Annotated in this window: 9 protein-coding genes and 1 pseudogene; 4 read left to right on the forward strand and 6 right to left on the reverse strand. The window is 72.0% G+C overall.

Annotation, left to right across the window (positions count from 1 at the left end; translation table 11 throughout):
• Window positions 1-60: 60 nt before the first annotated feature.
• Window positions 61-1083, reverse strand: a complete 1023-nt coding sequence (gene argC / locus C4V41_RS25225; RefSeq protein ID WP_103958422.1) for an N-acetyl-gamma-glutamyl-phosphate reductase — start codon at window positions 1081-1083, stop codon at window positions 61-63.
• Between the two features lie 154 nt (window positions 1084-1237).
• On the opposite strand from argC, the gene C4V41_RS61990 reads away from it, so the two are divergent.
• Window positions 1238-1774 (forward strand): hypothetical protein, encoded by a 537-nt coding sequence (locus C4V41_RS61990; RefSeq protein ID WP_160150387.1) that lies wholly within the window; start codon window positions 1238-1240, stop codon window positions 1772-1774.
• Window positions 1775-1782: 8 nt separating this feature from the next.
• Here the strand turns inward: C4V41_RS61990 and C4V41_RS25235 are convergent, their stop codons facing one another.
• From C4V41_RS25235 to C4V41_RS25255, 5 genes are all read right to left on the reverse strand, one after another.
• Window positions 1783-3822 carry a bifunctional aldolase/short-chain dehydrogenase gene (locus C4V41_RS25235; protein WP_103958423.1) on the reverse strand — a complete coding sequence of 680 codons (2040 nt, stop codon included), beginning with the start codon at window positions 3820-3822 and terminating at the stop codon, window positions 1783-1785.
• A 5-nt stretch (window positions 3823-3827) separates the two neighbouring features.
• Window positions 3828-4985: an L-rhamnose isomerase gene (gene rhaI, locus C4V41_RS25240; protein WP_103958424.1), complete on the reverse strand. Its 1158-nt coding sequence runs from the start codon at window positions 4983-4985 to the stop codon at window positions 3828-3830.
• A gap of 10 nt (window positions 4986-4995) precedes the next feature.
• On the reverse strand, window positions 4996-5313 hold the full coding sequence (locus C4V41_RS25245) for an L-rhamnose mutarotase (RefSeq protein WP_103958425.1): 318 nt from the start codon (window positions 5311-5313) through the stop codon (window positions 4996-4998).
• A 111-nt stretch (window positions 5314-5424) separates the two neighbouring features.
• Complete coding sequence (locus C4V41_RS25250; protein ID WP_103958426.1) at window positions 5425-7362, reverse strand: beta-galactosidase; 1938 nt, start codon at window positions 7360-7362, stop codon at window positions 5425-5427.
• A 201-nt stretch (window positions 7363-7563) separates the two neighbouring features.
• Window positions 7564-8622: a Gfo/Idh/MocA family protein gene (locus C4V41_RS25255; RefSeq protein ID WP_103958427.1), complete on the reverse strand. Its 1059-nt coding sequence runs from the start codon at window positions 8620-8622 to the stop codon at window positions 7564-7566.
• Window positions 8623-8760: 138 nt separating this feature from the next.
• On the opposite strand from C4V41_RS25255, the gene C4V41_RS25260 reads away from it, so the two are divergent.
• The 3 genes and pseudogenes from C4V41_RS25260 to fdh all read left to right on the forward strand — a co-directional run bounded on the left by C4V41_RS25260 (window position 8761) and on the right by fdh (window position 13924).
• Window positions 8761-9762, forward strand: a complete 1002-nt coding sequence (locus tag C4V41_RS25260; protein ID WP_103958428.1) for a LacI family DNA-binding transcriptional regulator — start codon at window positions 8761-8763, stop codon at window positions 9760-9762.
• A gap of 38 nt (window positions 9763-9800) precedes the next feature.
• Window positions 9801-11213: a rhamnulokinase gene (locus tag C4V41_RS25265; RefSeq protein ID WP_103958429.1), complete on the forward strand. Its 1413-nt coding sequence runs from the start codon at window positions 9801-9803 to the stop codon at window positions 11211-11213.
• Between the two features lie 72 nt (window positions 11214-11285).
• A pseudogene (gene fdh / locus C4V41_RS25270) lies at window positions 11286-13924 on the forward strand (formate dehydrogenase).

Genomic DNA, 13924 nt, shown 5'->3' on the forward strand with positions numbered 1-13924 from the left:
CCTTCGTCGGCATGGGGAGCGTTAGACGCCCGTGCTCATTGGTTCGTTCGCTGCGCTCTCTCACGGTGCGACTCCTGTCAGGGGAAGGCCGAGCTCTTCCGGCAGGCCGAGGGCGAGGTTCACGCTCTGGATGGCGCCTCCGGCCGTGCCCTTGGTGAGGTTGTCGATGGCGATGACGGCGACCACGCGGCCCGCGCGTTCGTCGAGCGTCACCTGCAGGGCGGCGGTGTTGGCGCCGTACGTCATGGAGGTGGCGGGCCAGACGCCCTCGGGCAGCAGCCGGACGAACGGCTCGCCCTTCAGCGCGACCTCGTACGCCGACCGCAGCGACTCCTTCGTGACCCCGGGCGCGGCCGGGGCGGAGCAGGTGGCGAGGATGCCGCGGCTCATCGGCGCCAGCGTCGGCGTGAACGACACCCGCACGGGAGTGCCCGCGGCGGCCGTCAGGCCCTGCTCCATCTCGGGAGTGTGCCGGTGGACGCCGCCGACGGAGTAGGCACTGACCGAGCCCATGACCTCGCTGCCGAGCAGGCCGGGCTTGAGCGACTTGCCGGCGCCGCTGGTGCCGCTGGCGGCGACCACGACCACGTCGGGCCCGGCGAGCCCGGCGGCGAACGCGGGCGTCAGCGCGAGCAGCACGGAGGTCGGGTAGCAGCCGGGGACCGCGATGCGCGTCGCCCGCTTCAGCACCTCGCGCTGGCCGGGCAGCTCGGGCAGGCCGTAGGGCCAGGTGCCGGCGTGCTCGCCGCCGTAGAACTCGTGCCAGGCGGCCGGGTCGGCGAGGCGGTGGTCGGCGCCGCAGTCGGCCACCACCGTCTCCTCGCCGAGCTGGGCGGCGACGGCGGCCGAGTGGCCGTGCGGCAGGGCCAGGAAGACGACGTCGTGCCCGGCCAGGGTCTCGGCGGTGGTGTCCTCGATGATCCGGTCGGCCAGTTGCGGCAGGTGGGGCTGGTGGGCGCCAAGCGGGGTGCCCGCGCTGGAGGCGGCGGTCAGCGCGCCGATCTCGAACTCAGGATGGCCGAGCAGGAGGCGGAGCAGCTCCCCTCCCGCGTAGCCGCTGGCTCCCGCGATCGCTGCCCTCATTCAAATCCCCCTGCATGGTTATGCACTTACCCTCATGAGTTTGCTTACTGTGAAGATGATGCACCGGAGGGGATGGATATGCAAGCCGAGCGGAGGCCACTGATGGCAGTTCCTTCCCAGCCGGTTGCAAGAGGACACAATCAAGATGGGGTTTATGACCGAATTTCTGTCGGATGTGCCCTTGGTCACATCTCAAGGCGGGCGCGGCCCCGGCATGTTCGGGCGGATCGTCCTCGTCGTGCTGTGGCTCGGCCTGTGCGTGCTGCCGATGGTGCTCGCGATCGGCGACCTGGAGCTCGCGACCGGGCGGAGCGGCACGCCGGGGACACTGCGGGTCGTCTCGTGCGAGGACCTGGGCGAGGGCCGCTACGACTGCAGGGGGCGGTTCACGCCCGACTCCGGCCAGGGGGCCGTGGAGGTGAGCGCCTCACCCGACTCGGACGCGGGTGACGTGCTGCGGGCCCAGCTCACGCCGGCGGGCGACCGGGCGGTGCCGGCCGGGGCGAAGGGGATCCTGGCCGCGCTGACGCTGCCCGGGGTGGGGCTGGGCGGGCTGGGGTTCCTGCCGTACGTGGTCATGTACTGGCTGGGGGCGCGCAGGGGGCGCGGGGCCGCCGTGACCTGGGGTCTGCTGGTCACGGCGGCCGGGGGCGCGCTGATGCTGGCCGGGATGGTGGCGGCCTATTCCTGAAGGAACCGTCAGCGCAGGAAGGCGGCGGCCACGCCCGCGTCCACCGGGATGTGCAGGCCGGTGGTGTGGGTGAGGTCGCTGCCGGTGAGGGCGAAGACCGCGTTGGCCACGTGCTCGGGCAGCACCTCGCGCTTGAGCAGGGTCCGCTGCGCGTAGAACTCGCCCAGCTTCTCCTCCTCGACCCCGTACACGGCGGCGCGGTTGGCGCCCCAGCCGGAGGCGAAGATGCCGGAGCCGCGTACGACGCCGTCGGGGTTGATGCCGTTGACCCGGATGCCATGGGCGCCCAGTTCGGCCGCGAGCAGGCGTACCTGGTGGGCCTGGTCGGCCTTGGCGGCGCCGTAGGCGACGTTGTTCGGGCCGGCGAAGACGGCGTTCTTGGAGGAGATGTAGACGATGTCGCCGCCCATCGCCTGGTCGATCATGACCCTGGCGGTCTCACGGGCGACCAGGAACGAGCCGCGCGCCATCACGTCGTGCTGCAGGTCCCAGTCGGCCAGCGTGGTCTCCAGCAGCGCCCGGGACAGCGACAGCCCGGCGTTGTTGACGACCAGGTCGACCCCGCCGAACGCGAGCACGCCCGCGCGCACGGCGGCGGCGATCTGCTCCTCCGACGTGACGTCCACGCCCACCGCCACCGCGACGTCCGACACGCGGTACGCGGCCGCGCCCAGCTCGGCGGCCACCTTCTCCGCCGCGCCCAGGTCGCGGTCGGCCACGATCACGCAGGCGCCCTCGGCCGCCAGCCGGCGGGCGGTGGCCGCGCCGATGCCCGAACCGCCGCCGGTCACCAGCGCGACGCGGGTGGCCAGGGGCTTGGGCTTGGGCATGCGCCGGAGCTTGGCCTCCTCCAGCTCCCAGTACTCGATGCGGAACTTCTCCGACTCGGCGATGGGGGCGTAGGTGGAGACGGACTCGGCGCCGCGCATGACGTTGATGGCGTTGACGTAGAACTCGCCCGCCACGCGCGCGGTCTGCTTGTCCTTGCCGAAGGAGAACATGCCGACGCCCGGCACCAGCACGATCGCCGGGTCCGCGCCGCGCATGGGCGGCGAGTCGGGCGTGGCGTGCCGGTCGTAGTAGGCGGTGTAGTCGGCGCGGTAGGCGGCGTGCAGCTCGCGCAGCCGCTCGGCGGCCTGCTCCACGGACGCGTCCGGCGGCAGGTCGAGCACCAGCGGGGCGACCTTGGTGCGCAGGAAGTGGTCGGGGCAGGAGGTGCCCAGCGCCGCCAGCCTCGGGTGCTCGGCGCGCGCGACGAAGTCCAGCACCTCGGGGGTGTCGGTGTAGTGGCCGACCACGCGCACGTCGGTGGCGGCCAGGCCACGGATGATCGGGAAGAGCGCGGCGGCCCGCTCGTGCCGCTCCGCCTCGCCGAGCGTCTCGTAGATCACCGAGCCGAACGGATCGGGGCGGCCGTGCTCGGCCAGGTACGCCTCGGCCGTGCGGATGATCTCCAGCGACCGGGCCTCGCACTCCTCGGAGGTCGAGCCCCACGCGGTGATGCCGTGCCCGCCCAGGACGCAGCCGATGGCCTGCGGGTTCGCCTCCTTGATGGCGGCGATGTCGAGGCCGAGCTGGAAGCCGGGCCGCCGCCACGGCACCCACACCACCCGGTCGCCGAACACGCGCCGGGTCAGCTCCTCGCCGTCGGCCGCCGTGGCGATGGCGATGCCGGCGTCGGGGTGCAGGTGGTCGACGTGCGCGGCCTCGACCAGGCCGTGCATCGCGGTGTCGATCGACGGCGCGGCCCCGCCCTTGCCGTGCAGGCAGTAGTCGAAGGCCGCGACCATCTCGTCCTCGCGCTCCACGCCGGGGTAGACGCCGGTGAGGGCGCGCAGCCGGTCGAGGCGGAGCACGGCCAGGCCGGACTCCTTCAGGGTGCCGAGGTCGCCGCCCGAGCCCTTGACCCAGAGCAGCTCGACCTCCTCCCCGGTGACCGGGTCGGGCGCGGCGCCCTTGGCCGAGGTGTTACCGCCCGCGAAGTTGGTGTTGCGCGGGTCGGCGCCCAGGCGGTGGGAGCGTTCAAGCAGTTCGTTCACGACGTCCATCGGTTTCAGGCCCCCCAGCCGGCCTGTTCGCCACCGACGCGGTCGGCGGCGATCTTCTCGAAGTATCCGGACTTGGCGTAGGCGGCCATCGGGTCGGGCGCCAGGCCCGACTCCTCGCGCAGCTCGGCGAGCAGCGGCCGCACGTCGGTGTTGTAGGCGTCCATGAACACGGCGTTCGCGCCGAGCACGTCACCCTCGGACTGGGCGGCGGCCAGCGCCTCCCGGTCCACCAGCAGGGCCTTGGCGGTGGCCTCCTGGACGTTCATGACCGAGCGGATCTGGCCCGGGATCTTGGGCTCGATGTTGTGGCACTGGTCGAGCATGAACGCCACGCCGTTGGCCGGGTCGAGGCCGCCGCCGCGCACCACCTCGTACATGATGCGGAAGAGCTGGAACGGGTCCGCCGCCCCGACCATGAGGTCGTCGTCGGCGTAGAAGCGGGAGTTGAAGTCGAAGCCGCCGAGCTTGCCCTCGCGCAGCAGGAACGCCACGATGAACTCGATGTTGGTGCCCGGCGCGTGGTGCCCGGTGTCCACCACGACCTGCGCCTTCGGGCCCAGCTTGACGCAGTGCGCGTACGCGGTGCCCCAGTCGGGCACGTCGGTGGCGTAGAAGGCGGGCTCGAACAGCTTGTACTCCAGCAGGAAGCGCTGGCCCTCGCCCAGGCGGTCGTAGACCTCGGACAGGGCCTCGGCCAGCCGGCCCTGGCGGGCGCGGATGTCGTCCTGGCCCGGATAGTTGATGCCGTCGGAGAACCACAGCTTCAACGTGCCGGAGCCGGTGGCGTCCATGATGTCCACGCACTCCAGCAGGTGGTCCGTGGCCTTGCGGCGGACCCTGGCGGCCGGGTGGGTGACGCTGCCGAGCATGTAGTCGTCGTCCTGGAAGACGTTGGAGTTGATCGCTCCGATGCCCACGCCCACCTCGCGGGCGTGCCGGGCCAGGTCGGCGTAGTCGTCGACCTTGTCCCACGGGATGTGCAGGGCGACCGTGGGGGCGATGCCGGTGTAGGCGTGCACCTGGGCGGCGTCGGCGAGCTTCTCGTACGGGTCGCGCGGCACCCCCTTCTGTGCGAACACCTTGAACCGGGTGCCGCTGTTGCCGTAGGCCCAGGACGGCGTCTCGATGTGCTGCGCCCGCAGCACGGCCTTGATGTCAGTCATTACTCCCCGATCAATCCAGGTGGAACACTTCGGTCAGCGGTGCCATGCCCTCGTCGGGACGCCCGTCCAGGTCCTCGAAGAACGGCGCCATCTCGGCCTGCCAGCGGGCGTTGACCTCGGTCTCGGCCATGGCCTTCTTGGCGGCCTCGAAGTCGTCGGTCTCCAGGTAGCCCACGAGCAGGCCGTCGTCCCTGAGGAAGAGCGAGTAGTTGTGCCAGCCGGTGCGCGACAGCGCCTCTCGCATCTCCGGCCAGACGTCCTGGTGGCGTTCGCGGTACTCCGCCAGCCGCTCTGGGCGGACTTTCAGCAGGAAGCAGACGCGTTGCACTGACACTCCCTTCAAAACGTTTTAATCCATCGTGCAGGAAACTACGATTCCTGCAGCGCGCTGTCAATGCGCTACCCGCCCCCGTTAGGGTGCCGGCACCGGTGACACGTTTTAATCCGCGATGATCAGGACGTCGCCCGCCGGCACCGTGGCCGTCCCGCCGCCGGGGGTGGTGACCGTGGCGTCGCCGGTCGTGTGGTTGATGGCGAACAGGAACGAACGGCCGCCGGGGTGCGCGCGGCGTACGACCTCGACCCCGGGCGCGCTCGTGGCGGGCGGCTCGGCCCCGGCCTCGGCGCAGGCCGTGGCGATCACCTCGGCGAGCGCGTCGTCGTCGAGCCTGGTGGTCAGGTAGTGCGCGGCCCCCTCGCCGAACTCGTTGCGGGTCCAGGCGGGCTCGCCGGTGGCGTAGGTGTCCAGCACCTTGGCGGTGGTGGTGTGCGCCACCTCGCTCCACACGCTCCCCGACCTGCCGGAGGCCAGCCGGATGGGACCGTCGAGGGGGAAGAACTCCTCGACGCTCACGCCGAGCAGGTCCCGCCAGGCGCCGGGGTAGCCGCCCAGGCGCACCCGGTCGTGCTCGTCCACGATCCCGCTGTACGGCCCCACGACGACCACGCCGCCCCCGCGCGCGAACTCCTCCAGGTTGGCCGCCCCCGCGTCGCTCACCAGGTAGAGCGCGGGCACCACGACCAGGCGGTATCCGGTCAGGTCGCCCTCGGGGTGGGCCACGTCGCAGGTGATCCCGGCCCGCCAGAGCGCGGCGTGCCAGCGCTTGGCCTCCTCCACCGGGTCGAGGTCCGTGGTGGGCTGGGCCGGGTGGTCCTGGGCCCACACGCTGGAGTGGTCGAGGAGCAGCGCGACGTCGGCCTTGACCGTGCTGCCCGCCACGTCGCCGAGCCCGGCCAGCTCGGCGCCGAGCGCCACGACCTCGCGCCAGATCTTGGTCCGGGTGCCGGCGTGCGGCAGCATCGCCGAGTGCCACTTCTCGGCGCCCGCCCTGGACTGGCGCCACTGGAAGAACATGATCCCGTCGGCGCCCCTGGCCAGGTGCGACAGGGAGTTGCGGCGCAGCTCGCCGGGGGTCTTGGCGAGGTTGCGCGGCTGCCAGTTGACCGCGCTGGTGGAGTGCTCCATCAGCAGCCAGGGGCGGCCGCCGTTCAGCGAGCGGGCGTAGTCGGCGGCGAAGGCCAGGTCGATGTGCGGCTCCGCGCGGGCGCCGACCAGGTAGTGGTCGGTGGAGACGACGTCCAGCTCGGCGGCGAAGGCCCAGTTGTCCATGTCCCAGTGCGCGCCGGCCATCAGGTTGGTGGTCGCGGGCACGTCCGGGGTGATCTTCTTGAGCAGGTCGCGCTCGGCGGTGTACAGCTCCACGAGCGCGTCGGAGCTGAACCGGCGGTAGTCGAGCTGCTGGCCCGGGTTGGTGAAGCTGGGCGTGGCCCGGGGCGGCAGGATCTGCGCCCAGTCGCTGTAGCGCTGGGACCAGAACGCGGTGCCCCACGCCTCGTTGAGGGCGTCGAGCGTGGCGTAGTGGCCGCGCAGCCAGGCCCGGAACGCCGCCGCCGAGGTGTCGCAGTAGCAGCGGCTGTTGTGGCAGCCGTACTCGTTGTGCACGTGCCACAGCTCCAGCGCCGGGTGCTCCCGGTAGCGCAGGGCCACCTGCTCGGCGATGCGCAGCGCCTTCTCGCGGTAGATCGGCGAGCTGGGGCAGAAGCCCTGCCTGCTGCCGTGGTGCAGCCGCCGCCCGTCGGCGTCCACGGGCAGCGCCTCCGGGTAGGCGTCGCCGAACCAGGGCGGCGGGGCGGCGGTGGGGGTGGCCAGGTTCGCCCGGATCCCGTTCGCGGCCAGCAGGTCCATCACGCGGTCGAACCAGTCGAAGTCGAACACCCCCTCGACGGGTTCGAGCAGCGACCAGGAGAAGATCCCGACGCTGACCCGGTTGACGCCGGCCTCGCGCATCAGCGCGACGTCCTGCTCCCACGTCTCCTCGGGCCACTGCTCGGGGTTCCAGTCCCCGCCGTAGGCGATGACGCCCGGGACATCCGGCATGAAGCCTGCCTTTCGCGAAATTACTGTTAGCGCTCACAGTCTGTTACGCCTGTGTTTACGGGGGATTAAAACGTTCCTCTACCGTGCCGCACAAGTCCCATACAGCTCGCCAGAGGCGATTACCGCTGATCAGATGGGGTGATTCCGCAGGCAGGCGACGCGGGACCGAGCATGACCCGTGACACTGGAGTTATCGGAACGTTATGAGGTGGGCTCGGCGGTGAAGAACGATTCAATGCCGCCGTCGAGCCGGTGGTAGAACGGGTTGTCCGGGGTGATCTCGTCGCGGCGGACGGGGCGGCCGGTGAAGGCCGAGGCGTAGAGGCCGGTGACGAACTCCATGGCCCGCCGGGCGTCCGCGCCGCTCGCCGGTGGGCGCTCGCCGCGCTCGTAGGCGTCGAGCAGCAGACCGAGCTGGGTGTCGTGGCTGCTCGGGAGGTCTTCTGGCGGGTTCCACAGGGGCGAGGTGGAGGTCCAGTCGGCGTTGCGGTAGCCGTGCAGGTGGCGGAGCTCGACCGTGGCGTCGGCGAAGTCGAAGCGCAGGTAGCTCTCCTGGCGCGGCGACAGCACGCTGGTGACCACGGAGGCCATCGCGCCGTTGTCGAACCTGACCATGGCCATCGACACGTCCTCGGTCTCGATCGGCCGGTCGAGGCGGCCCGCTATGGCCCTGATCTCGGTCCAGTCGCCGAAGACCGACAGCATGAGGTCCATCTGGTGCACGCCGTGCAGCACGGTGGTGCCGCCGCCCTCGGTGTGCCATTTCCCGCGGTACGGGACGGCGTAGTAGTCGTCGCCCCGGTGCCACGTGGTCTGGCAGAGCGCGACCAGCGGCCGGCCGAGCGCGCCGCCCAGCTCGCGCAGGTGGGTGGCGCCCGAGCCGAAGCGCTGCTGGTAGACGACCGACAGGTACGGCCCCGCCGCGCCCTCGGCGGCCTGGATCCTGTCGTACTCGGCGAGCGAGAGCGTGGCGGGTTTCTCGCACCACACCCACGCCCCGGCCTCCAGGGCGGCGATCGCCTGCCCGGCGTGCAGGTGCGGCGGCGTGCAGATCAGCACCAGGTCGGGCCGCTCGGCGGCGAGCATCTCCCCCGTCTCGCCGTAGACCGCCGCCCCGCTCGCCCCGGCGAGCGAGCCGGCCCTGGCCTCGTCCACGTCGGCGACGGCCACGAGCCGGACGCGGTCGTCGTGGGCCCGCAGGGCGGGCACATGGCTGTGCGCGGCGATGGCGCCGGCGCCTACGATGGCAGCCCGGATCACGAGCGCTCCCTCTAGTAGAACGTTTTACTTCCGGCGCGCGAGGTTAGGTCTCCCTAAGCGGCCCTGTCAACGCGCATCCACGTCCCCACCGGTGCCGCGACTGGCGTAGTGCCTGTTAGTACGTTTTAATTAGGCGCCATGGCCATGGTCAGCATCAAGGACGTCGCCGCCCACGCCGGCGTCTCCCCAGGCACGGTCTCCAACGTACTGAACCGGCCCGGCAAAGTCGCCCCCGCCACCCGGGAGCGCGTGGAGGCGGCCATCAACGAGCTCGGCTTCGTCCGCCACGGCTCGGCCTCGACGCTGCGCGCGGGGCACAGCAGGACGATCGGCCTGAGCGTGATCGACATCGGCAACCCGTTCTTCACCGAGGTCGCCGCCGGTGTGGAAGACGTGGCCAGCGAGCTGGGCTACGCGGTGATCCTGGGCAACTCGGCGGGCTCGCAGGACAAGGAGGAGCGCAACCTGCGGGTGCTGGCCGAGCACCGGGTGCGCGGCGTGCTGATCACCCCGTCCGGCGAGGACCCCGCCCGGCTCGACCGGCTGCGTGAGCACGGCATCAGCGTGGTGCTGGTCGACCATCCCGCGCACCGGCCCGACCAGTGCGCCGTGGCCGTGGACGACGTGGCGGGCGGCAGGGCCGCCGTCGCGCACCTGCTGGCCAAGGGCGCGCGCACCGTGGCCTATGTGACGGGCCCGCTGTCGATCAGGCAGTGCGTGGAGCGCCGCGAGGGCGCCAAGGCGGCGATGCGCGCCGCCGGGCTCGACCCCGGTGACCTCTACGTGGCCGAGAACGCCACGATGACCGCCCGCGCGGGCGAGAAGGCCGCCGCCGACCTGATCGCGCGCGGTTTGCCCGAGGCCGTGTTCTGCGCCAACGACCTGCTCGCGCTCGGTGTGCTGCGCGCGTTGCTGCGGTCGGGCGTGCGGGTGCCCGAGGACGTGGTGCTGATGGGCTACGACGACATCGACTTCGCGGCCGCCTCCACCGTGTCGCTCAGCTCGATGCGCCAGCCCACCTACCAGCTCGGCCGGATCGCCACCGAGCTGCTGCTGGACGAGTGCGACAACCCGGAGACGCACGCCCACCAGCACATCATGTTCCAGCCGGAGCTCGTCGCCCGAGAATCCACCGAATGACCGCCGAATGATCACGGAATGACCAGGGAGTTCACCGAATGAGCCGCCGTTTCGCCGCCGTCGACCTGGGTGCGTCCAGCGGGCGGGTGATGCTGGCCGACCTGTCCGACGGGCTGCGGCTGACCGAGGCGCATCGTTTCCCCAACGGCCCGGTCCGGGTGGCCGGCCGGCTCTACTGGGACATCCTGGGCCTCTACCGGGAGATCCTCACCGGGCTGCGCGCCGCCGGGCCGGTCTCGTCGATCGGCGTGGACTCGTGGGCGGTCGACTACGGGCTGCTCGACGCGTCGGGCGCGCTGCTGGGCAACCCGGTGCACTACCGCGACGACCGGACGGCCGGGGTGTCCGAGCGGGTGGCGGCGTCGGTGGGCGCGGCCTCCCTGTACGAGGTCTCCGGCCTGCAGGTGCTGCCCTTCAACACGCTCTACCAGCTCCTGGCCGACCGGCTCGACGACGCGGCGACGATGCTGCTGGTCCCCGACCTGATCGGCTACTGGCTGACCGGCGAGCGGGGCGCCGAGGTGACCAACGCCTCGACGACGGGCCTGCTCGACGTGAACACCAGGGCGTGGGCGTTCCCGCTGATCGAACGGCTCGGCCTGCCCGCCGGGATCTTCCCGCCGCTGCGGCAGCCGGGCGAGGCGATCGGCGGGCTGCGGCGCGACGTGGCCGCCGAGATCGGCTGGTCGGCGCCCGTCAGGGCGGTGGGCTCGCACGACACGGCCTCGGCGGTGGCCGCGGTGCCCGCCGCCGGTCCCGCGTTCGCCTATGTCTCGTGCGGCACGTGGTCGCTGGCCGGGGTGGAGTTGCCGGAGCCGGTGCTCACGCCGGAGAGCCGGGCCGCGAACTTCACCAACGAGGCCGGCATCGACGGCACCGTCCGCTATCTGCGCAACGTCATGGGCCTGTGGCTGCTGCAGGAGTGCCTGCGCGCCTGGCCGGGCTCCGACCTGGGCGAGCTGCTGGCGGCCGCGGCGCACGAGAAGCCGTTCGCGGCCGTGGTGAACCCGGACGAGCCCGTGTTCCTGCCGCCGGGCGACATGCCGGCCAGGATCGCGGCCGAGTGCCGCCGCACGGGCCAAATCCCGCCGGCGTCGCCCGCGGCGTACGTGCGCTGCGTGCTGGAGAGCCTGGCGCTCGGGCACCGGCTGGCCGTGCGGCAGGCGATGGAGCTGTCGGGCCGCGACGTCGAGGTGGTCCACCTGGTGGGCGGCGGGTCGCGGAACGAGCTGCTGTGCCGGTTCACCGCGGACGCGTGCGGGCTGCCGGTGGTGGCGGGCCCGGCTGAGGCGACGACGTTCGGCAACGTGCTGGTGCAGGCGCGGGCGGCCGGGCTGGTGTCCGATCTGACGGAGATGCGGGCGCTGGTCGCCTCCGCCGAGCCGCTGCGCCGCTACGAGCCGTCCGGTGACACCGGCGCGTGGGCGGAGGCCGCCTCGCGCGTGTTCTAACCCCCGCTGACCTGCCGGTTTTCTCCCGGCTCGCCCCGGGCAGGACTCGTGCCGGGGACATCGGGGGGTGTCATGGATGTGCGGTGGCCGCTGCTGCGGCAGTTGATGGGCGAGGACCGTACGGCGCGGGGAGCGGCGGCCAGGTCGCCGAAGACGGACGCGCTGCGCGCCCGCACCGCCACCGCCGACCGCGTGGTCAAGTCGGTGTGCCCGTACTGCGCGGTGGGCTGCGGCCAGAACGTGTACGTACGCGACGAGCGGGTCGTCCAGATCGAGGGTGACCCCGACTCGCCGATCAGCCGGGGCCGACTGTGCCCGAAGGGCGCGGCCACCCTGCAGCTCACCACTACTTCCACGAATACGTGGTCAACTACACCAACGCGGCCACGATCCTGCGCGAGGACTACCGCGACGCCGAGGACCAGGACGGCGTGTTCTCCGGCTTCGACGCGGAGACCCGCACTTACGACGACCACACCTGGCAGTACGAGGGCACGTCGGTGGCCGCCGCGTCGGGCGCGCGCGACAACGAGGGCTCGATGCCCCCGGGACGCGGTGAGATGCTCGGCGGCACCGGCGTACCGTTGCGGGGCACGCCGCAACGTGACGAGACGCTGCGCCATCCGCGCTGCGTCATGCAGGCCCTGCGCCGCCACTACGCCCGCTACACGCCGGAGATGGTCGAGCGGGTGTGCGGGGTGCCGCGGCGCCTGTTCGCGGAGGTGTGCCGGCACCTGACGGAGAACTCCGGGCCCGGCAAGACCGCCGAGTTCGTCTACGCGGTGGGCTGGACGCAGCACAGCGACGGCTCGCAGTTCATCAGGGCGGCGAGCATCCTGCAGTTGCTGCTCGGCAACATCGGCCGGCCAGGCGGCGGCATCCAGGCGCTGCGCGGGCACGCCGGCATCCAGGGCTCCAGTGACATCCCGACGCTGTTCAACCTGCTGCCGGGCTACATCCCGATGCCGCACGCGCACGAGGACGAGCGCCTGCCGGACTTCCTGCGGGCCGACGCGCCGCACCAGGGGTTCTGGGCCAACATGCCGGCCTACCTGGTGAGCCTGCTCAAGGCGTGGTGGGGAGAGTCGGCGCGGCCGGACAACGACTTCCGCTTCGGCTACCTGCCCAGACTGACGGGGTCGCACAGCACGTACGACACGGTCCTGGCGCAGATCGAGGGCACCTGCAAGGGCTACCTGCTGCTCGGCGAGAACCCGGCGGTGGGCTCGGCCAACGCCAGGTTGCAGCGCCTCGGCATGGCCAACCTGGACTGGCTGGTGGTGCGCGACCTCAACCTGATCGAGAGCGCCACCTGGTGGAAGGACGGCCCCGAGATCGAGACGGGCGAGCTGACCACGGCCGGAATCGGCACCGAGGTCTTCTTCCTGCCCGCGGCCACGCACACCGAGAAGAACGGCAGCTTCACCAACACCAACCGCTGGCTCCAGTGGCACCACCAGGCGGTCGAGCCGGCCGGCGACGCGCGTAGCGACCTGTGGTTCATGTACCACCTCGGGCGGATCATCAGGGAGAAGCTGGCGGCCTCGGCGGACCCCAGGGACGCGCCGCTGCTCGAACTCACCTGGGACTACCCGGTCGAGGGCGAGACGGACGAGCCGTCCGCCGAGGCGGTGCTGGCCGAGATCAACGGCTGGGACGCCCAGGGGCGGCCGCTGTCCGGCTACAGCGAACTGAAGGACGACGGCTCCACGGTCTGCGGCTGCTGGATCTACTGCGGCGTGTTCGCCGACGGCGTCAACCAGGCCGCCCGCCGCAAGCCGGGCGCCGAGCAGGACTGGATCGCCGCCGAATGGGCGTGGGCGTGGCCGGCCAACCGGCGCGTGCTGTACAACCGGGCCTCGGCCAGGCCGGACGGCAGCCCGTGGAGCGAGCGCAAGCGGCTCGTCTGGTGGGACGCCGGGCAGGGCCGGTGGACCGGTCACGACGTGCCCGACTTCGAGGCGGGCAAGGACCCGGCCTACCGGCCGCCGCCGGGCGCGGAGGGGGTGGCGGCGCTGTCGGGGATCGACCCGTTCATCATTCAGGCCGACGGGAAGGGCTGGCTGTACGCGCCGTCGGGGGTGGTGGACGGGCCGCTGCCCACGCACTACGAGCCGCAGGACTCCCCGGTGGCCAACCCGCTCTACGGGCACCAGCGCAACCCGGCGCGGCGGCTCTACCCGCACGAGGGCAACCGCTACCAGCCCAGCGGGGACGAGCCGGGGGCGTCGGTGTACCCGTACGTGGTGACGACGTACCGGCTGACCGAGCACTTCACGGCGGGCGGCATGAGCCGGTTCACTCCGTACCTGGCCGAGCTGCAGCCGGAGATGTTCTGCGAGGTCTCCCCCGCGCTGGCGGCCGAGCGCGGTCTCGTGCACGGCGACTGGGCCACGATCGTCACGGCGCGCAACGCCATCGAGGCCAGGGTGCTGGTCACCGACCGGATCCCGCCGCTGCGCCTGGACGGCCGGGTGCTGCACCAGATCGGGCTCCCGTTCCACTTCGGGCCCAACGGGCTGGCCAGGGGCGACGCGGCCAACGAGCTGTCGGCGATCACGCTGGACCCCAACTCGCACATCCAGGAGGTCAAGGCGCTGTCGGCGGACATCCGGCCCGGCCGGCGGCCGCGCGGGGCCGCGCTGCCGGAGCTGGTCGAGTCCTACCGGCGGCGCGCGGGCGTGAGCGCCGCCACCGGAACGGAGGTGTGA

This window comes from Nonomuraea solani, from assembly GCF_900108335.1.
Taxonomy (GTDB): Bacteria; Actinomycetota; Actinomycetes; order Streptosporangiales; family Streptosporangiaceae; genus Nonomuraea; species Nonomuraea solani.